At 71.1% G+C, this 24202-nt stretch carries 30 protein-coding genes; 20 read left to right on the top strand and 10 right to left on the bottom strand.

Features of this window, described 5'->3' with window-relative positions; all coding sequences use genetic code 11:
• The first annotated feature begins 86 nt into the window (after positions 1-86).
• From ACLBXO_RS06875 to ACLBXO_RS06855, 5 genes are all read left to right on the top strand, one after another.
• Positions 87-743 (top strand): glutathione S-transferase family protein, encoded by a 657-nt coding sequence (locus ACLBXO_RS06875; protein ID WP_447684906.1) that lies wholly within the window; start codon positions 87-89, stop codon positions 741-743.
• Positions 744-1140: 397 nt separating this feature from the next.
• Positions 1141-1614, top strand: a complete 474-nt coding sequence (locus tag ACLBXO_RS06870; RefSeq protein WP_447684905.1) for a formate dehydrogenase subunit gamma — start codon at positions 1141-1143, stop codon at positions 1612-1614.
• Positions 1611-3170, top strand: coding sequence for a formate dehydrogenase beta subunit (locus tag ACLBXO_RS06865; RefSeq protein WP_447684904.1), 1560 nt, complete (start codon positions 1611-1613; stop codon positions 3168-3170). The genes ACLBXO_RS06870 and ACLBXO_RS06865 overlap by 4 nt, the downstream gene beginning before the upstream one ends.
• Before the next feature lie 10 nt (positions 3171-3180).
• Positions 3181-6042: a formate dehydrogenase subunit alpha gene (gene fdhF, locus ACLBXO_RS06860; RefSeq protein ID WP_331315506.1), complete on the top strand. Its 2862-nt coding sequence runs from the start codon at positions 3181-3183 to the stop codon at positions 6040-6042.
• A gap of 9 nt (positions 6043-6051) precedes the next feature.
• Positions 6052-6345 (top strand): formate dehydrogenase subunit delta, encoded by a 294-nt coding sequence (locus ACLBXO_RS06855; RefSeq protein WP_447684903.1) that lies wholly within the window; start codon positions 6052-6054, stop codon positions 6343-6345.
• Between the two features lie 201 nt (positions 6346-6546).
• Here ACLBXO_RS06855 and ACLBXO_RS06850 read toward each other — a convergent pair whose 3' ends face one another.
• Both ACLBXO_RS06850 and ACLBXO_RS06845 read right to left on the bottom strand, forming a co-directional pair.
• Positions 6547-7209, bottom strand: a complete 663-nt coding sequence (locus ACLBXO_RS06850; RefSeq protein ID WP_447684902.1) for a 3-oxoacid CoA-transferase subunit B — start codon at positions 7207-7209, stop codon at positions 6547-6549.
• A 24-nt stretch (positions 7210-7233) separates the two neighbouring features.
• Entirely contained in the window at positions 7234-7974 is a 741-nt protein-coding gene (locus ACLBXO_RS06845; RefSeq protein ID WP_331315502.1) for a CoA transferase subunit A, read from the bottom strand.
• A 319-nt stretch (positions 7975-8293) separates the two neighbouring features.
• Here ACLBXO_RS06845 and ACLBXO_RS06840 point away from each other — a divergent pair, with 319 nt between their 5' ends.
• On the top strand, positions 8294-10126 hold the full coding sequence (locus ACLBXO_RS06840; protein WP_447684901.1) for an AsmA family protein: 1833 nt from the start codon (positions 8294-8296) through the stop codon (positions 10124-10126).
• A 67-nt stretch (positions 10127-10193) separates the two neighbouring features.
• A complete protein-coding gene (locus ACLBXO_RS06835; protein WP_447684900.1) occupies positions 10194-10973 on the top strand; it encodes a DUF1499 domain-containing protein in 780 nt (259 codons plus the stop codon).
• 13 nt (positions 10974-10986) lie between these two features.
• Here the strand turns inward: ACLBXO_RS06835 and ACLBXO_RS06830 are convergent, their stop codons facing one another.
• Entirely contained in the window at positions 10987-11865 is an 879-nt protein-coding gene (locus tag ACLBXO_RS06830; protein ID WP_447685021.1) for an MBL fold metallo-hydrolase, read from the bottom strand.
• A 243-nt stretch (positions 11866-12108) separates the two neighbouring features.
• Positions 12109-12285 (bottom strand): hypothetical protein, encoded by a 177-nt coding sequence (locus ACLBXO_RS06825; protein WP_447684899.1) that lies wholly within the window; start codon positions 12283-12285, stop codon positions 12109-12111.
• 205 nt (positions 12286-12490) lie between these two features.
• On the opposite strand from ACLBXO_RS06825, the gene ACLBXO_RS06820 reads away from it, so the two are divergent.
• Positions 12491-12667, top strand: coding sequence for a DUF1328 domain-containing protein (locus ACLBXO_RS06820; RefSeq protein WP_007568853.1), 177 nt, complete (start codon positions 12491-12493; stop codon positions 12665-12667).
• A gap of 190 nt (positions 12668-12857) precedes the next feature.
• Here the strand turns inward: ACLBXO_RS06820 and ACLBXO_RS06815 are convergent, their stop codons facing one another.
• Entirely contained in the window at positions 12858-13205 is a 348-nt protein-coding gene (locus ACLBXO_RS06815) for a NepR family anti-sigma factor (RefSeq protein WP_331315489.1), read from the bottom strand.
• A 174-nt stretch (positions 13206-13379) separates the two neighbouring features.
• Here ACLBXO_RS06815 and ACLBXO_RS06810 point away from each other — a divergent pair, with 174 nt between their 5' ends.
• Positions 13380-14183 carry a response regulator gene (locus ACLBXO_RS06810; RefSeq protein WP_192706375.1) on the top strand — a complete coding sequence of 268 codons (804 nt, stop codon included), beginning with the start codon at positions 13380-13382 and terminating at the stop codon, positions 14181-14183.
• Positions 14184-14632: 449 nt separating this feature from the next.
• The gene (locus ACLBXO_RS06805; protein WP_331315488.1) at positions 14633-14995 is read left to right on the top strand and encodes a hypothetical protein; all 363 of its coding nucleotides are present in this window, start codon (positions 14633-14635) and stop codon (positions 14993-14995) included.
• Positions 14996-15160: 165 nt separating this feature from the next.
• Here ACLBXO_RS06805 and ACLBXO_RS06800 read toward each other — a convergent pair whose 3' ends face one another.
• On the bottom strand, positions 15161-15349 hold the full coding sequence (locus ACLBXO_RS06800; RefSeq protein WP_010683678.1) for a con-10 family general stress protein: 189 nt from the start codon (positions 15347-15349) through the stop codon (positions 15161-15163).
• A gap of 240 nt (positions 15350-15589) precedes the next feature.
• On the opposite strand from ACLBXO_RS06800, the gene ACLBXO_RS06795 reads away from it, so the two are divergent.
• On the top strand, positions 15590-15796 hold the full coding sequence (locus tag ACLBXO_RS06795) for a hypothetical protein (RefSeq protein WP_331315487.1): 207 nt from the start codon (positions 15590-15592) through the stop codon (positions 15794-15796).
• A gap of 16 nt (positions 15797-15812) precedes the next feature.
• Here the strand turns inward: ACLBXO_RS06795 and ACLBXO_RS06790 are convergent, their stop codons facing one another.
• Positions 15813-16529 (bottom strand): electron transporter, encoded by a 717-nt coding sequence (locus ACLBXO_RS06790; protein WP_447684898.1) that lies wholly within the window; start codon positions 16527-16529, stop codon positions 15813-15815.
• Between the two features lie 178 nt (positions 16530-16707).
• On the opposite strand from ACLBXO_RS06790, the gene ACLBXO_RS06785 reads away from it, so the two are divergent.
• Entirely contained in the window at positions 16708-17151 is a 444-nt protein-coding gene (locus ACLBXO_RS06785) for a cyclic nucleotide-binding domain-containing protein (protein ID WP_331315484.1), read from the top strand.
• On the opposite strand, the gene ACLBXO_RS06780 is transcribed toward ACLBXO_RS06785, so the two are convergent.
• Positions 17152-17592: a VOC family protein gene (locus ACLBXO_RS06780; protein ID WP_447684897.1), complete on the bottom strand. Its 441-nt coding sequence runs from the start codon at positions 17590-17592 to the stop codon at positions 17152-17154.
• Positions 17593-17763: 171 nt separating this feature from the next.
• Between ACLBXO_RS06780 and ACLBXO_RS06775 the strand changes: the two genes are divergently transcribed.
• A complete protein-coding gene (locus ACLBXO_RS06775; protein ID WP_447684896.1) occupies positions 17764-18444 on the top strand; it encodes a L,D-transpeptidase in 681 nt (226 codons plus the stop codon).
• Positions 18445-18469: 25 nt separating this feature from the next.
• Here the strand turns inward: ACLBXO_RS06775 and ACLBXO_RS06770 are convergent, their stop codons facing one another.
• Positions 18470-18763, bottom strand: a complete 294-nt coding sequence (locus ACLBXO_RS06770; RefSeq protein WP_447684895.1) for a hypothetical protein — start codon at positions 18761-18763, stop codon at positions 18470-18472.
• A 209-nt stretch (positions 18764-18972) separates the two neighbouring features.
• Between ACLBXO_RS06770 and ACLBXO_RS06765 the strand changes: the two genes are divergently transcribed.
• Positions 18973-19476, top strand: coding sequence for a thermonuclease family protein (locus ACLBXO_RS06765; protein ID WP_331315478.1), 504 nt, complete (start codon positions 18973-18975; stop codon positions 19474-19476).
• Positions 19477-19489: 13 nt separating this feature from the next.
• On the opposite strand, the gene ACLBXO_RS06760 is transcribed toward ACLBXO_RS06765, so the two are convergent.
• Entirely contained in the window at positions 19490-20608 is a 1119-nt protein-coding gene (locus ACLBXO_RS06760; protein WP_331315476.1) for an AI-2E family transporter, read from the bottom strand.
• Between the two features lie 301 nt (positions 20609-20909).
• Between ACLBXO_RS06760 and ACLBXO_RS06755 the strand changes: the two genes are divergently transcribed.
• The 6 genes from ACLBXO_RS06755 (at position 20910) to ACLBXO_RS06730 (ending at position 24190) form a co-directional block, all read left to right on the top strand.
• Positions 20910-21218 (top strand): acyl carrier protein, encoded by a 309-nt coding sequence (locus tag ACLBXO_RS06755; RefSeq protein ID WP_010683687.1) that lies wholly within the window; start codon positions 20910-20912, stop codon positions 21216-21218.
• A 22-nt stretch (positions 21219-21240) separates the two neighbouring features.
• Entirely contained in the window at positions 21241-21720 is a 480-nt protein-coding gene (locus ACLBXO_RS06750) for a 3-hydroxyacyl-ACP dehydratase FabZ family protein (RefSeq protein ID WP_331315474.1), read from the top strand.
• Positions 21721-21727: 7 nt separating this feature from the next.
• Positions 21728-22876 carry a beta-ketoacyl-ACP synthase gene (locus ACLBXO_RS06745; RefSeq protein ID WP_447684894.1) on the top strand — a complete coding sequence of 383 codons (1149 nt, stop codon included), beginning with the start codon at positions 21728-21730 and terminating at the stop codon, positions 22874-22876.
• Between the two features lie 371 nt (positions 22877-23247).
• The gene (locus tag ACLBXO_RS06740; protein ID WP_012321928.1) at positions 23248-23457 is read left to right on the top strand and encodes a cold-shock protein; all 210 of its coding nucleotides are present in this window, start codon (positions 23248-23250) and stop codon (positions 23455-23457) included.
• 124 nt (positions 23458-23581) lie between these two features.
• Complete coding sequence (locus ACLBXO_RS06735) at positions 23582-23950, top strand: DUF6481 family protein (protein WP_331315499.1); 369 nt, start codon at positions 23582-23584, stop codon at positions 23948-23950.
• Between the two features lie 39 nt (positions 23951-23989).
• The gene (locus tag ACLBXO_RS06730) at positions 23990-24190 is read left to right on the top strand and encodes a hypothetical protein (RefSeq protein ID WP_331315498.1); all 201 of its coding nucleotides are present in this window, start codon (positions 23990-23992) and stop codon (positions 24188-24190) included.
• The last annotated feature ends 12 nt before the right edge of the window (positions 24191-24202 follow it).

Below are 24202 nucleotides of genomic sequence, written 5' to 3'. Positions count from 1 at the left end.
GATGCGATTCGCCCGCCCCGTTCGGCACGAGTCTTGGATCGGGCCGCGCAGACCGCACGATCGGCGACGCGCCCCGGGGCAGGACGATGACGGCCGCTACGCTCACCATCTCGAGCCGCAACTACTCCTCGTGGTCCCTGCGGGGCTGGCTGATCTGCCGGATGGCCGGGCTCGACTTCCGGACTGAGGTCCTGTCCGGGACCGACGCGACCACGCGGGCGGAGCTGCTGCACCTGTCGCCGTCGTTCCTGGTGCCGCGCCTGCGCCACGGCGACGTGGTCGTCTGGGACACGCTGGCGATCGCCGAGTATCTCGCCGAGACCTTCCCGGAAGCCGGATTCCTGCCCGGCAACGCGGCGGAGCGGGCCCATTGCCGGTCCATCTCGGGCGAGATGCATTCCGGCTTCGTCAATCTGCGCTCAGCGCTTCCGATGAACCTGCGCGCCTTCCACCCCGATTTCCGCGTGTTCAACGGTGCGAAGGCCGATATCGAGCGCATCGTCACGATCTTCGACGATTGCCTGGACCGCTACGAGGGCCCGTACCTGTTCGGCGCCCGGCCGTGCCTGGCGGACGCCATGTTCGCCCCGGTCTGCACCCGCTTCCGCACCTACGACGTCGCGCTGCCGCCCCGCGCCGCCGCCTATCGCGACACGATCCTGCACTGGCCCCTGATGGTCGAGTGGGCGGAAGCCGCCGCCGACGAGCCGGACGAGATCGAGGAACTGGAGATGGAGTTCTGATCGGGGCCGAGGCTTCGGCCACGGAGCGCGCCTCCTTACGAGCGGAGCGCAGCTATCCCGTCGCACCAGAGCCGGCCGAGGTCGCGCCAACTTGGATTGCTTCGCTTCGCCACCAAGGACGGCCGGCCCGGCCCCGACAGTGAGGACCGGATGCACAGGAATGCAATTTCTTGCAGGGCACAAATTTATGTTGCGCCGCACGCAAGAAAAGTTGAGACTTCCGGCGGGTCGAAAAAACGAGTTCTGACAGTCCGTTAACGAAACGCCTGCACGCCTCCGATCGGCGAGTTACAGCTCGACAAACGTCCTTTGTCGAGCGACCGGACTGCGCGATTGAAGCCAACCGGCATTTCTGTTCCTCTTCGCATTAGAACAGGAACAGACTGGGCTGGAAACCATGGCGCGTCACGAGCCCTGGAGCGCGGAGCGCGCATCCGGGATCATCGCCGAACACACCCATCTTGAGGGGGCCACGCTGCCGATCCTGCACGCGCTGCAGGAGACCTTCGGCTACGTGGACCAGGGCGCCGTGCCGCTGATCGCGGACGCTCTGAACCTGTCGCGCGCCGAGGTGCACGGCTGCGTCACCTTCTATCACGACTACCGCGCCCACCCGGCCGGCCGCCACGAGGTGAAGCTGTGCCGGGCCGAGGCCTGCCAGGCCATGGGTTCGGACAAGTTGCACCGCGAGATCCTCGGCCGCCTCGGCTGCGGCTGGCATGAGACCACCGCCGACGGCAGCGCCACGGTCGAGCCGGTCTACTGCCTCGGCCTCTGCGCCAACGGCCCCGCCGCGCTGGTGGACGGTGAGCCCGTCGCGCACCTGACCGCCGACGCCCTCGAAGCTGCCCTGACGGAGGTGCGCCAGTGAGCGTCACGCTCTACGTTCCGCGCGACGCCGTCGCGCTCGGCCTCGGCGCCAACAAGGTCGCCCGGGCGCTCTTCGCGGGCGCCGAGCGCCGCGGCCTCGACGTCACCATCGTCCGGACCGGCTCCCGCGGCCTGTTCTGGCTGGAGCCGATGGTCGAGGTCGGCACGCCCGAGGGGCGCGTCGCCTACGGGCCGGTGACGGTCAAGGATGTCGACGCCCTGCTCGATGCCGGCCTGACCACGGGCGGCGACCATGCCCTGCGCCTCGGCGATCCGGAGAAGATCCCCTACCTCGCCCGGCAGCAGCGCCTGACCTTCCACCGCTGCGGCGTGGTCGATCCGGTCTCCGTCGAGGATTACCGGGCCCATGGCGGCTATCGCGGCCTCGAAGCCGCCCTGAAGCTCGATGCCGAGGGCATCGTGGCGGCGGTGCGCGATTCCGGCCTGCGCGGCCGGGGCGGTGCCGGCTTCCCGGCCGGCATCAAGTGGAACACCGTGATGCTCGCCAAGGCGGACCAGAAGTATGTGGTCTGCAACGCCGACGAGGGCGATTCCGGCACCTTCGCCGACCGGATGATGATGGAGGGCGACCCCTTCAACCTCATCGAGGGCATGACCATCGCGGGCGTCGCGACCGGTGCCACCCGCGGTTACATCTACCTGCGCTCCGAGTACCCGCAGGCCTTCGCCACCCTCAAGGAGGCGATCGCCAACGGTGTGACGGCCGGCGTGCTCGGCGACAACATCCTGGGCTCGGGCAAGACCTTCCACCTGGAAGTGCGCCTCGGCGCCGGCGCCTACATCTGCGGCGAGGAGACCTCCCTGCTGGAGAGCCTGGAGGGCAAGCGCGGCATCGTGCGGGCGAAGCCCCCGATCCCGGCACTCAAGGGCTTCCTGGGCAAGCCGACGCTGGTCAACAACGTCATGACCTTCACGGCCGTGCCGTGGATCCTGGAGAACGGCGCCAGGGCCTACGCGGATTACGGCATGGGGCGGTCGCTCGGCACGCTGCCGATCCAGCTCGCCGGCAACGTCAAGCACGGCGGCCTGATCGAGATGGCCTTCGGCATCACCCTCCGGCAGGTGATCGAGGATTTCGGCGGCGGCACCCGTTCGGGCCGCCCGGTCCGCGCCGTGCAGGTCGGCGGGCCGCTCGGGGCCTACTTCCCCGACCATCTCCTCGACACGCCCCTCGACTACGAGGCGATGGCGGCCAAGAAGGGCCTCGTGGGCCACGGCGGCATCGTGGTGTTCGACGACACCGTCGACATGGCGGCCCAGGCCCGCTTCGCCTTCGAGTTCTGCGCCACCGAGTCGTGCGGCAAGTGCACCCCCTGCCGCATCGGCGCCACCCGCGGCGTCGAGACCATGGACAAGGTGATCGCCGGCATACGGCCGGACGCGAATCTGAAGCTGGTCGAGGACCTCTGCGAGGTCATGACCGACGGGTCGCTCTGCGCCATGGGCGGGCTGACCCCGATGCCGGTGATGAGCGCGATCACCCATTTCCCCGAGGATTTCAGGCGCGCCGGCGATCTGCCGGCCGCGGCCGAGTAAGGAGGCGTCGATGGGCCTTATCAAGGAGATCGACTACGGCACGCCGATCCGCGTCAGCGAGCAGACGGTGACGCTGACGATCGACGGCATGTCGGTGACGGTGCCGGCCGGCACCTCGGTGATGGCGGCGGCGATGCATGCCGGCACGCAGATCCCGAAGCTCTGCGCCACCGACTCCCTGGAGCCGTTCGGCTCCTGCCGCCTCTGCCTCGTGGAGATCGAGGGGCGGCGCGGCACCCCGGCCTCCTGCACGACCCCGGCCGAGAACGGCATGGTGGTGCACACGCAGAACGAGAAGCTCGCCAAGCTCCGCAAGGGCGTGATGGAGCTCTACATCTCCGACCACCCGCTCGACTGCCTGACCTGCGCGGCGAACGGTGACTGCGAGCTGCAGACCCAGGCGGGCGTCGTCGGCCTGCGCGACGTGCGCTACGGCTACGAGGGCGACAACCACGTCCGGCCGAGCTCCGAGAAGTACCTGCCGAAGGACGAGTCGAACCCGTACTTCACCTACGACCCGTCGAAGTGCATCGTCTGCAACCGCTGCGTCCGGGCGTGCGAGGAGGTGCAGGGCACCTTCGCGCTGACCATCGCGGGCCGCGGCTTCGACAGCCGCGTGGCGGCGGGCCCGACCAATTTCTTCGAGTCCGAGTGCGTGTCGTGCGGCGCCTGCGTGCAGGCCTGCCCGACCGCGACCCTCCAGGAGAAGTCCATCCACGAGTTCGGCCAGCCCGAGCACGCGGAGGTCACGACCTGCGCGTATTGCGGCGTCGGCTGCTCGTTCAAGGCCGAGATGCAGGGCGAGCGCGTCGTCCGCATGGTTCCCTACAAGGGCGGCAAGGCCAACGAGGGCCACAGCTGCGTCAAGGGCCGCTTCGCCTACGGCTACGCCACCCACAAGGACCGCATCACCAAGCCGATGATCCGCGAGAAGATCACGGATCCGTGGCGCGAGGTCTCGTGGGAGGAGGCCATCGACCGGGCGGCCTCCGAGTTCAAGCGGATCCAGGCCAAGTACGGCAAGGATTCGGTCGGCGGCATCACCTCGTCGCGCTGCACCAACGAGGAGGCCTACCTCGTCCAGAAGCTCGTGCGCGCCGCCTTCGGCAACAACAACGTCGACACCTGCGCCCGCGTCTGCCACTCGCCGACCGGCTACGGCCTGATGTCGACGCTCGGCACCTCGGCCGGCACCCAGGACTTCAAGTCGGTCGAGAACTCCGACGTGATCCTGGTGATCGGTGCCAACCCGACCGACGGCCACCCGGTCTTCGGCTCGCGAATGAAGAAGCGCCTGCGTCAGGGTGCCAAGCTGATCGTCGCCGATCCGCGCAAGATCGACCTCGTCAAGTCGCCCCACATCAAGGCCGACTACCACCTGCCGCTGAAGCCCGGCTCCAACGTCGCCTTCATCAACTCGCTGGCGCACGTGATCGTCACCGAGGGGCTGGTCGACGAGGCCTATGTCCGCGAGCGCTGCGACCTCGCCGAGTTCGAGTCCTGGGCGCGGTTCATCGCCGACGAGCGCCACTCCCCGGAGAACCAGCAGCAGTTCACCGGCCTCGACCCTGAGCAGGTCCGCGGCGCGGCCCGGCTCTACGCCAAGGGCGGCGCGGCCGGTATCTACTACGGGCTGGGCGTCACCGAGCACAGCCAGGGCTCGACCATGGTCATGGGCATGGCCAACATCGCCATGGCCACCGGCAACATCGGCAAGCTCGGCGCCGGCGTGAACCCGCTGCGCGGCCAGAACAACGTGCAGGGCTCCTGCGACATGGGCTCGTTCCCGCACGAGCTCACCGGGTACCGCCACGTGTCGGACGACGCGACCCGCGAGAGCTTCGAGGCCCTCTGGGGTGCCAAGCTCGACAACGCGCCGGGCCTGCGCATCACCAACATGCTGGACGAGGCCGTCGAGGGCACGTTCAAGGGGATGTACATCCAGGGCGAGGACATCGCGCAGTCCGACCCCGACACGCACCACGTGACAGCGGGCCTGATGGCGATGGAGTGCATCGTCGTCCAGGACCTCTTCCTGAACGAGACCGCCAAGTACGCCCACGTCTTCCTGCCGGGCGCCTCGTTCCTCGAGAAGGACGGGACCTTCACCAACGCCGAGCGCCGCATCTCGCGGGTCCGCAAGGTCATGGCGCCGATGGGCGGCTACGGCGACTGGGAGGGCACGGTCCTGCTCTCCAACGCGCTGGGCTACCCGATGACCTACAGCCACCCGTCCGAGATCATGGACGAGATCGCCTCGCTCACCCCGAGCTTCACCGGCGTGTCCTACGCCAAGCTCGACGAGCTCGGCTCGGTGCAGTGGCCCTGCAACGAGAAGGCGCCGCTCGGCACGCCGATGATGCACGTCGACCGGTTCGTCCGCGGCAAGGGCCGGTTCATGATCACCGAGTTCGTGGCCACCGAGGAGCGGACGGGGGCGAAGTTCCCGCTGATCCTCACCACGGGCCGGATCCTCTCCCAGTACAATGTCGGCGCGCAGACCCGGCGCACCGAGAATTCGCGCTGGCACGAGGAGGATGTGCTGGAGATCCACCCCTTCGACGCGGAGCTGCGCGGCATCGTCGACGGCGACCTCGTCGCCCTGGAGAGCCGCTCGGGCGACATCGCCCTGAAGGCCAGGATCTCCGAGCGGATGCAGCCGGGCGTGGTCTACACCACGTTCCACCACGCCAAGACCGGCGCCAACGTCATCACCACCGACTACTCGGACTGGGCGACCAACTGCCCCGAGTACAAGGTGACGGCGGTGCAGGTGCGGCGGACCAACCGGCCCTCCGACTGGCAGGCGAAGTTCTACGAGGAGGACTTCTCCCTGACCCGGATCGCCCAGACCCTCGACGCGGCAGAGTAAGAGTACCCGATGAGTGCCGTGACGCAGGCGGACAAGCTCGTCCGCATGGCCAACCAGATCGCCACCTTCTTCCGGTCCTACCCGGAGGAGGAGGCGGTCGCCGGGGTCCAGAAGCACATCAAGGCGTTCTGGACGCCCAAGATGATCGCGCATCTGGAGGCCGCCCTGCCGGAGCAGGGCGACCGCGTCGACGACCTCGTACGCCAGGCTCTGCACGGCGGGGAGCCGGCCGCCGACAGCCCGGTGCGCCCGGCGACCCGGGACCCGCAGCTCGCCGGCGCGGGCGCCAGCGACGCGGGCTGACGCGTCCGCGGCCGGACGGGCTCCAGCCCCGCGGCCGGGCCTGCACACGGCCGCGCCAAAGCCCCCCTGTCCCGCTCGGGACAGGGGGGCTTTGGCGTCTCAGTCGAGGCGCGTCCGCGGGGCCGTTCGACGATCGGTCGCCCGGCCGGGGCGGCGCAGCCCGCGACGGGCCCGGCGACGTCGGCCGCCGGGCCCCGGGCGTCAGGTCTTCAGGGCGACCGCGAAGTCGGCCTCGGTCTTGCCGCGGATCTCGTCCTCGGTGACGCCGTCGGCGAGCTCGACGAGCGTCATGCCGCCGTCGCCCTTCTTGTCGATCTCGAACACGCCGAGATCGGTGATCACCAGATCGACCACGCGGGTGCCGGTGAGCGGCAGGTCGCAGGCCTTGAGGAGCTTCGGGCTCTCGGTGCCGTCCTTGTTCTTGGCGACGTGCTCCATCACCACGACCACGCGCTTCACGCCGGCCACCAGGTCCATGGCGCCGCCCATCCCCTTCACCATCTTGCCGGGGATCATCCAGTTGGCGAGGTCGCCGTTGCCGGCCACCTGCATGGCGCCGAGGATCGACAGGTTGATGTGCCCGCCGCGGATCATCCCGAAGGAATCCGCCGAGGAGAAGTAGCTCGTCGTCGGCAGCGCGGTGATCGTCTGCTTGCCGGCGTTGATCAGGTCCGGGTCCTCCTCGCCCTCGTAGGGGAAGGGGCCCATGCCCAGCATGCCGTTCTCCGACTGGAGCTGCACCGACATGCCCTCGGGGATGTAGTTCGACACCAGCGTCGGGATGCCGATGCCAAGGTTCACGTAGAAGCCGTCCTCCAGCTCCTTGGCGGCGCGCGCCGCCATCTGCTCGCGGGTCCAGGCCATCGTTCTCGCTCCCTTCCCGTCCGATCAGTGCGTGCCGCCGCCGGCCGCCGCGGCCGGGGTGCTGTCGCCGCGCTTGCGCGTGGTGCGCTGCTCGATGCGCTTGTCGCGCTGCCCGACGTCGATGATCCGCTTCACGAAGATGCCGGGCGTGTGGATCGTGTCCGGATCGATCTCGCCCGGCTTCACGAGGTGCTCGACCTGCGCCACCGTCATCTTGGCGGCGGTGGCCATCATCGGGTTGAAGTTGCGGGCGGTCATCCGGTAGCGCAGGTTCCCCTCGGTGTCGCCCGTGTGGGCGTGGACCAGGGCGAGGTCGGCGAACAGGCCGCGCTCCATGACGTACTGCTCGCCGTCGAACTCGCGGACTTCCTTGCCCTCGGCGACCTTGGTGCCGACGCCGGTCTTGGTGAAGAAGGCCGGGATGCCGGCGCCGCCGGCGCGGATCCGCTCGGCCAGGGTCCCCTGCGGGTTGAACTCGATCTCCAGCTCGCCGCCGAGGTACTGGCGGGCGAACTCCTTGTTCTCGCCGACGTAGGACGAGATCATCTTCCGGACCTGCCGGGTGTCCAGCAGCTTGCCGAGGCCGACCCCGTCGATGCCGGCATTGTTCGACACCACGGTCAGGCCCTTGACGCCCGAGAGGCGCACCGCCTCGATCAGTTCATCGGGGATGCCGCAGAGGCCGAAGCCGCCGCACATCACCATCATGTCGTCGTGCAGGAGACCGGCCAAGGCGGCGGCGGCATCCGTGTAGACCTTCTTCATCGAACCGTCCTTTTCCCGCCGGACCCGACCGGCCGAAACCTTGGGAAGCGCGTGTCCTCGCGCCTGCTCTCCCCGATTCCGCGCGCGAAATCCAGTGGTGCGCCGCGCCGGTCCGCGCGGCCGCGGGCGATCCGTAAGGCGATCCGTCACCGGCACTGCGCTGGGGAGGGCAGGGCGGCCCTGCGCGGGCCCGGCAGACAAAGCCGGCCCGGGACGCTAAGTTGCCCACTCGACGTGCAGACCCTGCTGGGCCGTGGCAGCCCGAGGGGCCGGCGCGGCGCCCGGCTTCCGGCCACAGCCGCCGCCCCTTCGGAGCATGATGTCGCTGCGCCGCCCGATCTTCGTCCTCGCACTCGGGAGCCTGATCGCTGCCGGCCTCGGCCTGCGCGACTGGCCCCTGGAGGACGGCCGGGCCACCGCGTTCGCCCGCCGCGCATTCGACGCGTACGGCCTCGGGCTGACCCTGCACGGGCCCGCGCACCTCGCGATCCTGCCCTGGCCGCGCCTGACCCTCGACCGCGTCCGGCTCGCCGCGGGTTCCGACGGCCCGGTCCTGGCGGATGACGGCCGCCTGACCATCGATCTCGACCCGCTGAGCCTCCTCGGCGGACGCGCCGCCGTGAGCGGGCTCCGGCTGGACGGCGCGCGGCTGTCGGATGACCCCGCGGGTTGGGACGCTCCCCTCGCGCGGCTCGCAGAGCAGGCGCGGTCCGGCGAGACGGCCCGGCCCCGCCGGATCGTCCTGCGCGACGCGCGCCTCGCCGGCGGCGACACGGCCCGGGACATCGACGTCGACGTCGCGTGGCCGCTCTGGGGCAAGGCGGCCGAGGGCCGCGCCAGCCTCACGTGGCGGGGCGTGCCGACCCGGATCACCCTGACCCACCTGCGTCCGGCCGAGATGGCCCAGCACCGCCGCAGCCCGTTCACCGCGGAGGTCACGTGGCCGGGCGGCAGCGTCGCGGCGGACGGTACGGTGGCACCTCCCTCGGAGGGGAACGCGCTACCCGTCCTGTCCGGGCATGTCCGGTTCGAGACGCGATCCCTGCCTGAGAGCCTGGCCTGGATCGGGCGCGACGCGCCGCTGGCGCCGCTCGCCGGCGCGTTCTCGATCGACGGCCGGTTCGAGACAGCCGAGCGCTCCGTCTCGTGGCCGAGCCTGCGCATCGGTCTCGGCCAGAACGTCCTGGAGGGCGCCGGCGCCGTCGCGTTCGGTCCCGCCAAGGCGCCGCGCCTGTCGGTGCAGGCGACCCTGGCGGCCGAGACGCTCGATCTCACGCCCCTGGTCGCGGATCTGTCGCGCCTCCTCGACCCCGCGCCCGCGTCGATCGCCCTGGCGCCCTTCACGCGAGGCGACCTCGATCTGCGCCTGTCGGCCGCCGAGGGGCGCGCCGGCGCCGTCCGGGTGCGGGATCTGGCGGCGAGCGTCCTGGTTCGGGAGGCCGCCCTGGAGGTGGCGCTGAACCGGGCCCGGATCCAGGACGGCACGTTCAAGGGGCGCGTCAACCTGACGAGCGGGGCCGATCCGGCGGCGACCGACGTGCGCACGCAGGGAAACCTCGACCGCGTCGATCTCGGCGCGCTGCTCGGCGAGATCGGCGCGGCCCGCTGGGTGGTCGGGCCCGTGCAGGGGCATTTCGCCCTCGAATCCAGGGCTCGCGACACGGTCGGGCTGCTGGCGCACCTGAACGGTCGGGCCACGCTCGCCGTGGATGGCGGTGCCATCGCGGGCCTCGACCTCGCCGACGTCATTCATCGCAACGGCGCGGTCGCGTCCGGTGCCCTGGCGCGCCGCAATGGCCGGACGGCCTTCGAGCGGGCCGTGGTGACGCTGCGCTTCGCCGACGGCGTGGGCGAGATCGCGGAGTCGGGGCTGCTGGGGCCGAGCGTCGGGGCAACCCTGCACGGTCAGGTTTCGCTGCCGGAGCGGCGGCTCGATGCCAAGGGCGACCTCGTCCTGCGGCCGCCCGGCGATGCCTCCCGCGGGATCCTGTTCGCCGTGACGGGTCCCTGGAGCGCCCTGACGGCTCAGACGGTCGCCCACAGCGAGGCCTCCGACCCGGCCGGCCGCTACGGGGACGCGATGCTCCCCGATCCGCTCAAGCTGCCTGCCACGCTCGGCCTGCCCGGCACCGCCCGCGCGTACGCGCCGTGACCGCGGCGCCATGGCGCCGGTTCCGGCCAAGCTCTAAGATCGGGCCTCGAACGCCTTCATGATCCCCATGCGCCGCCTGCTCATCGAGGAACCCGTGACCCGCGCGGGGCCGCTGGCCCGGCGGCTCGCCGTGTTCTCCGTCATCGCCACCGGGATTGCCCTGGTCCTGGTCCGCGATCCGCGCTCCGACACGGACGCCGCCCTCGTGGCCCTCGTGGCCGGGCTCGGCGTCGCGCTGATGGCGGCCACGGCCGCGATCTTCGCCTTCGTGCGGGTCTGGCGCGAGGGCGCCCGCGGCTTCGGCGCCGCCCTCGCCGGGCTGATCCTCGCGCTGGCGGTTCTCGGCTACCCTGCCTTCCTGGGCCTGCGCGGCCTGCGTCTGCCCGCGCTCTCGGACATCACCACCGATATCGACAACCCGCCGGCGTTCTCGCGCTCGCGGGCGGCCTTCGCGGCCCGCGGCGGACGTTACCCCGCGGATCCGACCCCGGCGGCGCGCGAGAGGCAGCGCGGCGCCTACCCGCAGATCGCGCCGCTGACCCTCGATATCGGCGCCGACGAGGCCTTCGAACTCGCCCGGCAGGCGGCCCTGAAACGGCACTGGCAGATCGTCGAGGCGATCCGGCCGGGCGGCCGGACCGGCAATGGCCGGATCGAGGCCGTGGCGCGGGGACTGATCCTGAACCTTCCGGACGACGTCACCGTGCGCATCCGTCCCCGCGCGGACGGGGCGCGGATCGACGTGCGCTCGGCCTCGCGGCTCGGCGGCCGCGACTTCGGCAGCAACGCCGACCGGATCCGGGCCTATCTCGACGACGTCGCCAACCTCGCCCTCGCGGTGAAGTGAGCCGCCGCGCCCGTCAGGCCGGCGCGTAGGTCCCGTCGAGCCGCGGGGCGCCGTCGGAGGACGCGAGTCCCCGGCCGACCAGATCCTCCAGGTGGGCGAAGACCGACAGGGCCGCCGCGCCGCGGAGCCGCGGATCGAGACCCTGGTAGATCGCCGCGACGATGTCGGCGATGCGACCGTCGCCGGCCGCCAGCCGCGCCCGGATCGCCGCCTCGCGCTGGCGGCGATGCCCGGCGAGCCCCCGGAGGAACCGCGCGGGCTCGCGCACCGGGCCGCCGTGGCCCGGCCAGTAGACCGTCTCGGCGCGCCCGCGCAGCTTGTCGAGCGACTCCATGTAGGCGCGCATCGCGCCGTCCGGCGGGGCGACGATCGTCGTCGACCACGCCATGACGTGGTCGCCCGAGAACAGCGCCCGCGCCTCCGGCAGCGCGAAGGCGAGATGGTTCATCGTGTGGCCGGGTGTCTCGACGGCCACGAGGGTCCAGCCCGGGCCGGATACGGCGTCGGCCTCGGCCATGATCCGATCCGGCGCGTGGCCCCGGTCGGCGCTGGCGTCGAGCATCGGGGTCTCAGTCTCCGACAGGGCCCGCGCGGCCCTGTGCGGCCCGCATCCGACGACCGGCGCGCCGGTGCGCGCGGCGAGCAGCCGCGCTCCGGGCGAGTGATCCCGATGCGTGTGCGTGACCACGATCGCCTCGACCCGCTCGGTGCCGAGGTCCTGAAGCAGCGCTGCGACGTGGGCCGGGTCGTCCGGGCCCGGATCGATCACCGCGACGCGGTCCTGGCCCACCACGTAGGTGCAGGTGCCGCTCGCCGTGAACGGGCCTCCGTTCGGCGCGACCCGCCGACGGATCAGCGGCGCGACCCGGTCCAGCCGGCCGGCCGGAGGCATCGATGGATCGAAGGTCAGGGTGGTCTCGTCGGTGTCCGCCATCGCGATCCCGTGCGATCGAAACGGCGGTTCCTTGGACGGTTCACAGCTGCGTGGCAATCGCGCCGAACGCTGAGCGGGACGGCGGCCGCGATTCGAGGTCGGTCTGACCGGGGCAGGATCGGTCGGTCGCGTGGCCCGAGACCTGACGCGGCGATCCCGCGCCGGGCCGGTCCGGGTTCGAGCCCGCGCCCGCCGCCGCGGTCAGTCGTGGCGGCGCGGCTGGCGCGCGCGCACGCGGACCGGCACGGGCGCCGGTGCCGGCATGAGACCGAGCGCGGCCGCGCGCAGGGCGTCGGCGGACCTCTCGACGATCTCGGTCACGCGCGCCGCCATCGCGGCGGCCTTCGATCGAACGGTACTCTTGGCAGATTGCAGCATCGCAAATCCCGGATCGAGCCTGGAGACCTATCTCCGAACGCTAGCGCCCCCGTCTCGTTCCGTCACCCCGTGTCGCGGACGGGCCTCGCGGCCGCAGGGACTCACAGGACTTCGCCATAGGGGCGGAACCGGAGCGAAACCTTGGCGTTTTCGTGTGCAGAACGACGCGGCCCGCCCGCGTTGGTACTTTCTAAGGATACGAACCATGCTCGGTTGGGCCGTAACTTTTCTCGTCGTCGCCCTCGTGGCCGCTCTGCTTGGCTTCGGCGGCATCGCCGGTACCGCCATGGAGGCGGCCAAGCTGGTGTTCTTCGTGGCCATCGTCCTGTTCGCGATCTCGGCTGTCGTCGGCCTGATGCGGGGCCGTTCGCCGACCCTCTGACCGGTGGCCGGAGCGGCCGGCCCACGTCCCGGGCCGGCACTCGGGCACGCGAGGAAGCCGTCGCCCCTGGGCGGCGGCTTTTTCCGTCCGGCGTCTGTATTGCCGGAGCGGTTGGCCGGGCGGATCGGTCCGGTCGCTCGCGGGACACGGGCGGCGTGCCGGGGCCGCGACATCGGCAGGACGTCGCGTTTCAGGCCTTGCGATCGGCGCTATCGAGCTTGGCGATCAATTCGGCGAAGCGGTCGGGGACGGGCTGCTGCGTGACCGTGTCGTACATCGCGCGGAGTTGCGCGGCGATGCGAGTGCGGGTCTGATCACTCAGGCCGTTCCGGCTTCGGGCGCGATCGCGGGGGCCGTGGCCGTCGGGAGCGGAGGCGTCGACGGAGCTGTCCTCGGGCTCCGATGAGCGATCCGAAGCAGTCTCGGCGAGCGGATCGCGCGCGCGAAGACCTGCCTCCTTCCCCTGGTCCGTCATCAACACGCCCCTTGTTGCCGAAGTCGGCGTGGCCGCATTGTGCTGCGGCTCGACATACGCCATGGCTGCGGCGGCAACGCCTGCGCGCCGGCATCGGTTCCGCTGGGGGGTGGAACGGAGTGCGGGCCTCCGCGTTGGGCGGTAGGCTGCGCAGGACACAAAGCCGGCCCCGGCAGGCCCTCGGTAACGGATCGAGGCGTTCGCGGCCGGGCAACACGGCGAGGCACAGGGGATCGAATGTCGACATCGCAACTCGTGGTACAGCACCTGCCGTACCTGCGCCGCTACGCGCGCGCGCTCACGGGTAGCCAAGTGGCGGGTGACGCGTACGTCGCCGCCACCCTGGAGACCCTCGTCAACGAGCCGGACACGCTCGGTCGCAGCACCAACATCAAGGCCGACCTGTTCCGCGTGTTCACGCGGATCTGGAACTCGCTCTCGGTCAACGGCCGCAGCGAGCAGGTCCAGCACGACCTGCCGGCGGAAGTCCGCCTCGGCCAGATCACGCCGCTGCCGCGCCAAGCCTTCCTGCTCTCCTGCCTCGAGGGCTTCTCGGAGGAGGACGCGGCCATCATCCTGGGCGTCGACGTGTCCGAGGTTCGGGACCTCGTGGACGAGGCCGGCCGCGAACTCGCCGCCGACATGGCGACCGAGATCCTGATCATCGAGGACGAGCCTCTGATCGCGATGGATCTGGAGGCGCTGGTCGAGGGGCTCGGCCACAACGTCATCGGCGTGGCGCGCACCCGCACCGAAGCGGTCAAGATCGCCGGCGAGGGCAAGCGGCCGGGCCTGATCCTGGCCGATATCCAGCTCGCCGACGGCTCCTCCGGGCTCGACGCGGTGAACGACCTGCTGAAGTCCTTCGAGGTGCCGGTCATCTTCATCACCGCCTATCCGGAGCGCTTCCTCACGGGTGAGCGGCCGGAGCCGGCCTTCCTCATCGCCAAGCCGTTCCAGCCCGCCAACGTCTCGGCGGTGATCAGCCAAGCCCTGTTCTTCCAGCAGACCGCCCGTCGGCGGGAAGCCAAGACGGCCTGAGCTCCGACCCGGCGGGTCGCGTCCGGGTTCGCCCCGGCCGCCCGCGTTCGAGCAAGGTGGCAACGAGAAACCCCGGCGCGAGCCGGGGTTTTTTTGTTGCGGGCCGGCCGCCCGGGTCCGGCGCGGCGCACAAAAAAACGGGCCGGAGAGAGCTCCAGCCCGTCGCGAAGGTTCCGGCCGATGCACAAGGGGAATGCGGGGAGGACCAGGTGGCCGGGTGCACAGAGAACGGATGCCGGCACGGGAGGTTCCGACACGGACGCTTTTTCAGCGACCGTGATTTTTCTGCAACTGTGCGGGGCTGTGGACAGCGGGCGTGCGCCGCCGCACCAACGGCCGAGCTGCGTTCGAATACTCAGGCTGCGTAGACGCGACACAGTTTAGGAACCTGCGATTGCAGGGCGCGTTGTACGAACATCCTGTCAAGCTCTCGCAATGAGGTCGGGGCGATGCTGCGGTCTGGTTTCATCCTGGGCGTGAGTGCTCCTGCCGCTCTTCTCACCGTTCTGGTCCAGCCGGTGGTTCGCGACACGGCGGATCGCTGGACGATGCCGGTGCCCACGGCCCAGATCGTCTCGGCGCCGCTGCCTGGAATGCGCCCCGTATCGCTGTCGATCAGCCCGACCCGGGTGGCGGGCGTGCAGCGCCTCGAGAGCCGGAACGCGCCTGTGGCCGGCGAGGCTCAGGATCTCGAGATCAAGCCCATCCTGCGGCAGCCGCCGCGGCGGATGCGCGAGGGCTGCGAGGCGGCTCTCAGTTCCCTGGTCGGTCCCGAGGCGCGCCGCATGACTCCCGGCCGCTGCATCTCCTGATCGGCGCCACGACGAAGCGACACAGCAGAAGGCCCCGCCGTCTCGGCGGGGCCTTCTGCTGTGTCGGGCCCCGCCGCGCCGCGGTCCGCCATCGTGGCCCGAAATGGAAACGGCGCCCGTCCCGGGGGACGCGGCGCCGCTACGCGATACGGTTCTGCGGCGGCCTCACTCGGCCCGGCCGGTCCCCGTGGACTGGCCACCCTTGCGGCCGGCGGACGAGGCGAGCTCACGGTCCTGCGAGAAGGAGCGCTTCTCGGCCGGCACGCTGCGGCCACCCTTGCTGGCGATCTCGCGCTGCCGCTCCAGATCCATCGAGGCAAAGCCCCGCTTCGAGGTCGAATTTCCGGATGCCATCAGTTCCTCCTCAGGCTTCGCTTCACCCCGCAACAACCTTCAGCAATAACCAAGGTTCCTATCCCGAGACCTGCCCAAGCTTCCGACAGCTAAGCTTGGCGGCAACCCGGACTTGTGTCCCGCGTTGGTCGACATTCGACCTTCGTTGCGGTCCGCGTCCGCTCCGGCAGCCCCGGAGGCCCGGCGACTTGTTCCGGGTGGAGCGCGCGGCCGCGCGGCACGAGAGAAGGGTTTTGGCGAATGACGAACCGCAACATGGTCAAGGATGACGCTCCGGGCGCACCGGCGACGCGGCCGAACACGCCGCCGCTCCCGCCGATGCCCGCGCCGGAGGATTCCGCCACGCCGACCACCCGCGAGGAGCCGATCGACTCGCCGCACCTGAACGCCAGTCTGAAGCGCGATGCGCCGCCTCCCGGGGGGCAGGGGCTCTCGACGAAGCGCTGAGCCGGGCGGAGGGGCCTCAGGCCCGGCGCCGTCGCGCGAGGCGCGTGAGGCCCCCCACGAGAAGGGCGATCGCCAGGATCGTGACGATCCCGGCCGCCGTCAGGATGCGCTGGATGAGCGGCGTGTAGACGCCGCGCGCGGCGTCGTAGCCGTAACACAGCAGGGTCAGGCGGTCGGCGACGCTGCCGACCCGGCCCTCTCCGGCCTCGATCAGGGCGAGACGGAGGTCGCGCGCGGTCAGCGCCAGGGGTGAGAGCACCCGGGCGACCCGGCCGTCGGGGGCGATGAGCAGTGCCGCTGCGGGATGCGCGAAGCTGTCGGTCCCGGCATCGTAGACCGCTTTGTAGCCGAGCGCGCCGGTGAGGCGCGCGAGCGCGCCGTCCGACAGGATGAGTGCCCGGGGTCGAATGGTGTCAGCCCGGTTCCCGAGCGTCTCCGCCAGCATGCGGCGCGCGGCCGCGGCGTCGTCGCGCGGGTCTATGCCGACCAGGACGAGGGCGTAGGCGTCGACCGGAAGGCCCGTGGCGGCCAGCGCGTCCGCCGACAGGGACAGCATGGGGTCGCAGACGTTTCCGCAGGTGTAGTCCACCGGCAGCAGCAGGGCCGTGTGGCCTCCGAGGGCTTGCCCCAGGGTGGTCGGTTGATCGGAGCGCGCGTCGGTGACGGCGAGGTCGAGCGGGGCCCGGGCGCCCGGAGGCGGCGCGACCGCGACGCGGGCGAGGTCGGCCTGCACGAGGCGGGCCGCGGCCTGTCCCGACGCCAGGACGAGACACAGTGCCAGAAGGGCACCGAGACCACACCGACAGGTTGCGTCAGGTGCGGGGCTGGACAAGTGCCTGACGAACCGCATGGATAAGCGGGCCCGTCCGGCCCCGCCGTCCTGGGCGTGAGACCCGTCGCGGAGCCCCCGAATGACCCTCGACACCGAGGTTTCCTCCCTGAAGCAGGTGCCGCTCTTCCGCGAGGTGGAGCCGGCGCGGCTGAAGCTCCTGGCCTTCACCAGCGAGCGGGTTCATTTCGAGCCCGGGCAGCGATTCTTCGCCCGCGGCGACGTGGCGGACGCGGCCTACGTGATCCTCTCGGGCACAGCGGAGGTCAGCATCGACGGTCCCGCCGGGCCGGTGCGGCTGGCGCTGCTCGGCCAGGACGCCCTCGTCGGCGAGATGGGCATCCTGGCCGAGCAGCCCCGCTCCGCCACCGTGACGGCGCAATCCGCGGTGACCGCGCTGCGCATCGACCGCGGCGTGTTCATGGAATTGCTGGCCCAGTTTCCACAGATCAGCATCGCCCTGATGCGCGTGCTGGCGCTGCGGCTGGAGCAGACCAACCAGGCGCTGGCCGAGAGCCGGAGCTGATCATCCCGCGTAGGTGATGAACTCCAGCAGCGAGCCGTCCGGATCCCGGAAGTAGACGCTGATCCCCGCGCCCGCGGCGCCGTGCCGCTCCACCGGGCCGAGCTCGACCGGGATTCCGGCCGCCTCCAGATGCGCGATCGCGGTCTCGATCGCGCCCGACCAGCGGAAGCACAGGTCGCTGTTGCCCGGCTGGACCGGCCGCGCCGCCACCGGCACCGCCGTGACGCCCGGGCCGTGGCAGTTGAGCTGGACGCCGCCGAACCGGTAGGCGAAGCCGGGCCCGCGCTCGATGATCTCGGCACCGACCACGTCCCGGTAGAAGGCGTTGGAGCGCGCCCAGTCGCTCACGTGGATGACGCAGTGATCGAGGTGTATCGCCGGGCTGAGGGGGACATCGGGGACGACCGTCGCCTCGGTCGGAAGAGTTTCGGTCTCGGCCATCGTTCACCTCCGCGCCGTGCGCAATAGAGCACCGCTGCGATTCAGAATTAGGGCACAACCGTGGCCGCGGGAGCGGCCCGCGCGCGGCCCGCTGCGGCGGAAAAGCTACATCGTCACCGGCGTGGAGACGGTAGGCATGGCGCGACGACCGTATCCCGCACGACAGGACCTATGATCGCCACGCTTCCCTCGGCCTGGAGCCGCCTGCGCCGGATCGTTCTCTCGCGACTCCTCCTCGCCGTCGTGGCGATCGCGCCCCTGGCGGCCTGCCAGACCCGTCCGGCCCAGATCGCGCAGGACGACGAATCAGCGTGGTACATCGGCAGCAAGCCCGACAAGCCCTTCGATATCCCGCTGGTCGACACCCAACGCCTCGATCCGAAGTACCGCCGCCAGCAGGTCAGCTACAACGGTCCCGAGCAGCCCGGCACCATCGTGGTCGACATCGACAAGCGGCAGCTCGTCCTCGTGCAGGCAGACGGAACGGCGATGCAGTACGGCGTCGGCGTGGGCAAGGCCGGTTTCTCCTGGAAGGGCGAGGCGCGGGTCGGGCGAAAGGGCGTCTGGCCTGACTGGAGCCCGACCGTCACGATGGTCTCGCTGCATCCCGACCTGCCGCGCACCCGCAAGGGCGGTCTCGACAATCCTCTCGGCGCCCGCGCTCTCTACCTCTACCAGGGCAACCGCGACATCCTGTTCCGCATCCACGGCACCAACGAGCCCTGGAGCATCGGCGAGCAGATGTCGTCGGGCTGCGTGCGCATGCTGAACGAGGATATCGCCGACCTGTACGAGCGCGTGCCGGTGGGCACCCGCGTTCTCATCAAGCGCAACGGCAAGTACCGGAGCTGATCGGCAGGCCCGATCGCCGCACCGCTCAGCCGGCCGGCGTAGCCGCGGCGGAGGCGTCGCGGACCTCGCCGGAGACCTTTCTCGCGAGACGGTCGAAGGCCGCGCGATCCAGACGGCCCCGATCCGGGTCGGCACGGCCCGCAGCGGCCTCGCCCGGCCGACCGTCCGGCGCCATGCCGTCGCTGGCTAGCACCGTGGCGGTGGTCAAGCCCGGACCGGTCCGCTCGGCCTGTCGTTCCGGACCGATCGCGAAGGCAGCCCAGACGAGCAGAGCCGCGCAAACGGCCAGACTGGCCAGCAGGGTCTTGAGAAAGGTCATGCGGCATAACGAACGCATCGGGGCCGGCGTTCCGGTGCCGAGCTTCGCAATGGTGCGCGGAACAGTTTCGCAACCATGGCGGGCGACACTCGTCCAGGGCCTGCGGGGCTGATCCGGCCGCCCGGCAAATTCGCCACATTGCTCGGGCACCGTCTCCTCCTCGACGAACCCGCTACAGCCTTCTCGCCACCCGCGTGGACCTTCCCGCCATGATCAGACCGATGCTCGTCCTGCTCCTCCTCTGCGGCCACGCGGCCGCGGCCGGGACGATCAGCGGCCCGGCGACCGTGATCGACGGCGACACGATCGAGGTGCAGGGCACGCGCATCCATCTCTACGGGATCGATGCCCCCGAGACCGCGCAGAGCTGCGAGACCGCCAAGGGGCGGGAGTATCGCTGCGGCCGCGAGGCCGCGCAGGCCCTGCGCGCGCGGATCGGCGGCGGCGTGGTCACTTGCGAGCGGCGCGAGGGCAACGTCGCCGGCCGCGTCGCCGGGATCTGCCATGTCCAGGGCGAGGATCTGTCCGCCTGGATGGTCGGCCAGGGGCTGGCGCTGGCCAGCCGCCAGGTGACGGCCCCCTACATCCGCCAGGAGGGCCACGCCTGGGCGACCCGCCGCGGCATCTGGGCCGGCACCTTCGAGAAGCCGGCCGACTGGCGCCAGGACCGGCGCCGGGTCGAGGCCGCCGCCGGTACGAGCGCGGCCGACTAGCGGACCCGGCGGCTCAGGCCGTCGCGTCCTGCCCCTCGGTGAATTCCCGCCACAGCAGGACCAGGGCGGCCATCACGGCCGGCCCGACGAACAGGCCGAGGAGCCCGAAGGTCTCGACGCCGCCGAGGATGCCGAGGAGCACCCACAGGAAGGGCAGCTTGGTCGTTCCGCCGATCAGCGCCGGGCGGATGAAGTGGTCGGCCACGAAGGTCACGACGAGGCCGGCCGCGGCCACCACCAGGGCCGCCGTCACCGACCCCGCCGCCACCAGCAGGAGCGCCGCGATGGCGATCGCCACGGCGGCGCCGAAGGGGATCATCGCCGCCACCGCGGTGAAGGCGCCGAGCAGCACCGGGTGGGGCACACCCGCGAAGTGGTAGACGATCCCGAGCACGAAGCCCTCGCCGAGACCGACCAGTACCAGCCCGTCGACCGTGCCGTGCACCGAGGCCACCATCTGGCGGGCGACGCGCTCGCCGCGCGGGCCGAACAGCCGGTGGCAGGCGGTGAGCGACTGGTCCCGCACGGTCCGCCAGTCCCGGAACAGGAAGAACAGCGCCACGAGGCTGAAGCCGAACAGAACGATCCGGTGCACCACCTCCCGCCCGACGTTGCGCGAGGCCCCGAGCACCGAGTGATTCTCGAACCGGCGCAGCAGGTCGGAGCCCGCCTGCGCGTGGCCGAGATTGTCGTTCCACCACGCGGTCGCCTGTGCGGCGCCGTAGGGCAGGTGCTGGAGGAATTCCGGCGCCGGGATGCCGTTCGCCTCGGCGTTCCGGACGAACTCGGCGACGTCGTGGGCCTCGCGGGCGGCCTGGATGCCGAGGATCGCGAGCGGCGCCAGGAAGACCAGCGCCACGGCCGCGGTCATCAGGGTCGGCAGGAGAATGTTGTGCTTCCCCGGCGGGAAGCGGTGCTCCAGCCGCTGGTAGACCGGCCAGAGGGCGATCGCCAGGACCACTGCCCAGGCGAGGGCCGGCAGGAACTCGTGCAGGATCCAGAGGCCCAGGGCCGTCAGGGTCAGGACCAGCAGGACGCGGGCCGCCCCCTGGGAGCGCGCGCGCTCCTGCGGCGGCAGGGGCGGCGTCTCGATGCGCGCCGGCTTGGCGGCGGGCTTTGTGATCGGTGGCATCCGTCTGATCTCCTGAGGACGCGCCTCGTCTCGCCGTCAAGCTAGGGCCGGCGCGTCCGGAGCGTACGCGCGTCCCCGCACCTGGCGGCGCACGCCTGTGGACAGGCGCTGAAACGTCGGGGAAGCGCCGCGGTTGCCGCTTCTGACACCCTCGTGTAGAGGTCGCCGCCATTCGACCGGGCCGCGTTCCAGGCCCCGTCCACGCGTAGGGCGGACGCGCGGGGCGCTTGCGCCGGGCCGCCCGAGCGGCGAGGGGGCTCCCGCACCACCGATCCGGAACTCGAACAGCCCGCGAGAAGACATGTCCGACGAGCCCGCCCACGGCAGCGCCACCTTCGAGCGCGTGGCCGACATCATAGCCGAGACCGCCGACATCCCGCGGGACAAGATCACGCCCGAGAGTCACGCCATCGATGACCTCGGCATCGACAGCCTCGCCTTCCTCGACATCGCGTTCGCGGTGGACAAGGCTTTCGGGATCAAGCTGCCGCTCGAGCGGTGGACCCAGGAGGTCAACGAGGGCAAGGTCCCGGCCGAGGAGTACTTCGTCCTCAAGAACCTGTGCGCGCGCATCGACGGCCTCGTGGCCGAGAAGGCCGCGAAGGTCTGAACCGAGGCCGATCCGACCCGCCATGCGCCTCGAATATTTCGAGATGATCGATTCCGTGCGGCTCCTCGACAGGGCCGCCGGCCGCATCGAGGCGCTCGCCCGGGTGCCCATGGCCAGTCCCGTCTTCGAGGGGCACTTCCCCGGCCACCCTCTGGTGCCGGGGGTACTCCTGACCGAGACGATGGCCCAGGCCTCCGGCTACCTCGTGCTCGCCCATCTCGAGTTCGCGCGGATGCCGTTCCTCACCGGGGTGGACAAGGCGCGCTTCCGCTCCTTCGTGGGGCCCGGCGCGGATCTCCTCGTCACGGCGACCCTCGAGCATGACGGCTCGGGCTACGCGGTGACCAGGGCGGCGATCAGCCACGACGGCAAGGCGCTGTGCGACGCGGAACTCCGCTTCCGCACCATGCCGTTCCCGGACGGCCTCGACGCGCCGATGCGCGCGCGGGCGCGGGCGATCGGCCTGTTTCCCGATTCGGCGCCGGCCGAACGCGAGCCCTGAGTCAGCCATGACCCGCCCCGTCGTCGTCACCGGCCTCGGCCTCGTCTCCTGCGCGGGTGAGGGCGTCGACGCCCATCTGGCCGCCCTCGCCGGAGAGGCGGCCCCGCGCACGGACAGCGCGAGCTTCGCGCCCTACCCGGTCCATCCGGCCCCGGCGATCGCGTGGGATGGCCAGATCCCCAAGCGCAGCGACCAGCGGCAGATGGAGGCGTGGCAGCGGCTCGGCGTCTACGCCGCCGGCCTCGCCCTCGACGCGGCGGGCGTGAAGGACGACCCGGCCTTCAAGCAGGCACTCCACCTGGTCGTGGCCGCGGGCGGCGGCGAGCGCGACTACGCGGCGGACGGCGCGATCCTGACCGGCCTGCGCGACGCCGCCGATCCGGGCGCCTACCTGAACGAGCGGCTCCAGAACGACCTCCGTCCGACGCTGTTCCTGGCCCAGCTCTCGAACCTGCTTGCCGGCAACATCGCCATCGTCCACGGGGTCACGGGCGCCTCGCGCACGTTCATGGGCGAGGAATCCGCCGGGGTCGACGCCCTGCGGATCGCGCAGGCGCGGGTGGCCTCGGGCCAGATCGACGCGATCCTGGTCGGCGGTTCCTACAGCGCCGAGCGGCCGGACGTTTTGGTGATCCACGAGATGGGCGGCTATCTCGCCCGCGACGCCTATCGCCCGGTCTTCGCGCGTGACGAGGCGAGTGGGAATGCGGGCAGCGAGGCGGGCGGGTTCATCCTCGGGAGCTGCGCGGCCTTCCTGATGCTCGAATCCGCCGGGCACGCCGCGGAGCGCGGCGCCCGCGCCCTGGCCCGGCTGGAGCCGGTGGCGAGCGATCGGACCCGGCGCGCACCGGGCAGCGTCGCCGGCAGCCTCGAGACCCTCTGGCGACAGGCCGGCCTCTCGGCTCCCGACCACGTCCTGTCCGGCGCGACCGGGGTCACCCCGATCACCGCCGAGGAGCGCGCGGCGCTGGCCCGGCTCGCAGAGGGTGCCCGCCTGCGTGCCCTCGGGGACGTGATCGGGCACGGGCTCGAGGTGGCGGCCCCCTTCGGCGCGGCGCTTGCCGCCGCGCTCGTCGCCGACGGCGCCCGCGAGGTCGCCGTGACCGCCGTCGGCCACCGGCGCGGCGAGGGGGTCCTGCGCCTCGTTCCGGCCTGAGCGAAACCGCGCCGCGGGGTGCGCGTCGGCCGCGTCCGATCGTCCGGCCGGCAGCACAGCTTTCGCGCGACCGTGCTGCATCGATATCCCTTATCCCGTTGTTCAAGCGACCGTTCTGGCGCTGCTCAATCGGAAGTTCCGAAAAGAATTTCCCGCATCGCCGGGGCGCTGGCCGCTGGAAATATTTCCCCGCGCTTGCCAAAGAACCGCTGGCGGTCTACTTGTACGGCATCGGCACGTGTCCGGATATCTTGGACCGTTACGCCTTCGCAGGGCGGTTCTGACTTTCCTATCGCTATCGGTCGATGCCGGCGCTCCCTCGTTCGAGCGAGTGCCATCTCTCACTATGCCTGCGAAGATCAAGGACTTCCATGAGCACCGGAACCGTCAAGTGGTTCAACGAGACCAAGGGCTACGGCTTCATCCAGCCGGATGACGGCGGCAAGGACGTGTTCGTCCACATCTCGGCCGTCGAGCGCGCCGGCCTGCGCGGCCTGAACGAGGGCCAGAAGGTCTCGTACGAGCTGGAGACCGACCGTCGCAGCGGCAAGCAGTCCGCCGGTCAGCTCCAGACGGCCTGATCGCCGTCCTCAGCGTTTCTCCGGAAGCCGCTCCTCTGGGAGCGGCTTCTTCGTATCTGCCGCCGTGTTTCTACTTTCCCCTCTGCGGGTGACGGTCTTCGCCGCACCCGATCCAGGAGTGTCTGTGAGCTTTCTGAACAAGCAGGGTGTCACCGATCGCCTCGAGACCGCCGCCAAGGCGCGCTCCGAGATGCTGGCCCGGTTCCGGGCCCGCCCGTCCGCCGATGACCCGGCCGTCCTCGCCCGCCAATCCGCCCGCCGCGCGGTGGTCGATGCCCGGGAGGCCCGCGCGGCCGAACGCGCCCTCCAGCGTCAGGCCGAGATCGAGCGCGCCGCCGCCCTGGCCGAGGCCGAACGCCTCGCCGAGATCGAGCGCAAGCACGCCGAGCAGTTGGCCGCCCAGGAGCGTGCCAAGGCCCTGCAGGCCGAGCAGAAGGCCCAGCGCGACGCGCGCTATCTCGCCCGCAAGGCGAAGGCGCAGAAGAAGCGCTGAGGCGCGACCACGGCCATACCCGTCCAAGATCCCGCCGGCATGTCCCACAAGTTCAAGATCGGCCAGCGCGTCTGCCGGCCCCGGCCGGGCCTCCCGGGCGAGACGGGCGAGGCCGAGGTTTTCGAGATCCTGCGGCTCATGCCGGAGGATCAGACCGGCGAGCCGAGCTACCGGATCCGCACGAAGACCGGCGAGCGGGCGATCCGCGAGGGCGACCTCGTCGCGGCCCCGCAGGCCTGATCCGGGCGCGCC

Source organism: Methylobacterium sp. C33D (assembly GCF_053345825.1).
This window is presented reverse-complemented; position numbering and strand designations above follow the sequence as displayed.

What these genes read in the sequence shown, in the direction of transcription:
- ACLBXO_RS06800 (WP_010683678.1), bottom strand. Translation starts at nt 15,349, where the DNA reads ATGGCATCCGGAAATTCGACCTCGAAGCGGGGCTTTGCCTCGATGGAT.
- ACLBXO_RS06770 (WP_447684895.1), bottom strand. Translation starts at nt 18,763, where the DNA reads ATGACCTTTCTCAAGACCCTGCTGGCCAGTCTGGCCGTTTGCGCGGCT.
- ACLBXO_RS06810 (WP_192706375.1), top strand. Translation starts at nt 13,380, where the DNA reads ATGTCGACATCGCAACTCGTGGTACAGCACCTGCCGTACCTGCGCCGC.
- ACLBXO_RS06730 (WP_331315498.1), top strand. Translation starts at nt 23,990, where the DNA reads ATGTCCCACAAGTTCAAGATCGGCCAGCGCGTCTGCCGGCCCCGGCCG.
- ACLBXO_RS06855 (WP_447684903.1), top strand. Translation starts at nt 6,052, where the DNA reads ATGAGTGCCGTGACGCAGGCGGACAAGCTCGTCCGCATGGCCAACCAG.
- ACLBXO_RS06875 (WP_447684906.1), top strand. Translation starts at nt 87, where the DNA reads ATGACGGCCGCTACGCTCACCATCTCGAGCCGCAACTACTCCTCGTGG.
- ACLBXO_RS06740 (WP_012321928.1), top strand. Translation starts at nt 23,248, where the DNA reads ATGAGCACCGGAACCGTCAAGTGGTTCAACGAGACCAAGGGCTACGGC.
- ACLBXO_RS06765 (WP_331315478.1), top strand. Translation starts at nt 18,973, where the DNA reads ATGATCAGACCGATGCTCGTCCTGCTCCTCCTCTGCGGCCACGCGGCC.
- ACLBXO_RS06805 (WP_331315488.1), top strand. Translation starts at nt 14,633, where the DNA reads ATGCTGCGGTCTGGTTTCATCCTGGGCGTGAGTGCTCCTGCCGCTCTT.
- fdhF (WP_331315506.1), top strand. Translation starts at nt 3,181, where the DNA reads ATGGGCCTTATCAAGGAGATCGACTACGGCACGCCGATCCGCGTCAGC.
- ACLBXO_RS06835 (WP_447684900.1), top strand. Translation starts at nt 10,194, where the DNA reads ATGCGCCGCCTGCTCATCGAGGAACCCGTGACCCGCGCGGGGCCGCTG.
- ACLBXO_RS06825 (WP_447684899.1), bottom strand. Translation starts at nt 12,285, where the DNA reads ATGCTGCAATCTGCCAAGAGTACCGTTCGATCGAAGGCCGCCGCGATG.
- ACLBXO_RS06870 (WP_447684905.1), top strand. Translation starts at nt 1,141, where the DNA reads ATGGCGCGTCACGAGCCCTGGAGCGCGGAGCGCGCATCCGGGATCATC.
- ACLBXO_RS06775 (WP_447684896.1), top strand. Translation starts at nt 17,764, where the DNA reads ATGATCGCCACGCTTCCCTCGGCCTGGAGCCGCCTGCGCCGGATCGTT.
- ACLBXO_RS06820 (WP_007568853.1), top strand. Translation starts at nt 12,491, where the DNA reads ATGCTCGGTTGGGCCGTAACTTTTCTCGTCGTCGCCCTCGTGGCCGCT.
- ACLBXO_RS06845 (WP_331315502.1), bottom strand. Translation starts at nt 7,974, where the DNA reads ATGAAGAAGGTCTACACGGATGCCGCCGCCGCCTTGGCCGGTCTCCTG.
- ACLBXO_RS06850 (WP_447684902.1), bottom strand. Translation starts at nt 7,209, where the DNA reads ATGGCCTGGACCCGCGAGCAGATGGCGGCGCGCGCCGCCAAGGAGCTG.
- ACLBXO_RS06745 (WP_447684894.1), top strand. Translation starts at nt 21,728, where the DNA reads ATGACCCGCCCCGTCGTCGTCACCGGCCTCGGCCTCGTCTCCTGCGCG.
- ACLBXO_RS06755 (WP_010683687.1), top strand. Translation starts at nt 20,910, where the DNA reads ATGTCCGACGAGCCCGCCCACGGCAGCGCCACCTTCGAGCGCGTGGCC.
- ACLBXO_RS06785 (WP_331315484.1), top strand. Translation starts at nt 16,708, where the DNA reads ATGACCCTCGACACCGAGGTTTCCTCCCTGAAGCAGGTGCCGCTCTTC.
- ACLBXO_RS06840 (WP_447684901.1), top strand. Translation starts at nt 8,294, where the DNA reads ATGTCGCTGCGCCGCCCGATCTTCGTCCTCGCACTCGGGAGCCTGATC.
- ACLBXO_RS06795 (WP_331315487.1), top strand. Translation starts at nt 15,590, where the DNA reads ATGACGAACCGCAACATGGTCAAGGATGACGCTCCGGGCGCACCGGCG.
- ACLBXO_RS06780 (WP_447684897.1), bottom strand. Translation starts at nt 17,592, where the DNA reads ATGGCCGAGACCGAAACTCTTCCGACCGAGGCGACGGTCGTCCCCGAT.
- ACLBXO_RS06830 (WP_447685021.1), bottom strand. Translation starts at nt 11,865, where the DNA reads ATGCCTCCGGCCGGCCGGCTGGACCGGGTCGCGCCGCTGATCCGTCGG.
- ACLBXO_RS06815 (WP_331315489.1), bottom strand. Translation starts at nt 13,205, where the DNA reads ATGGCGTATGTCGAGCCGCAGCACAATGCGGCCACGCCGACTTCGGCA.
- ACLBXO_RS06750 (WP_331315474.1), top strand. Translation starts at nt 21,241, where the DNA reads ATGCGCCTCGAATATTTCGAGATGATCGATTCCGTGCGGCTCCTCGAC.
- ACLBXO_RS06760 (WP_331315476.1), bottom strand. Translation starts at nt 20,608, where the DNA reads ATGCCACCGATCACAAAGCCCGCCGCCAAGCCGGCGCGCATCGAGACG.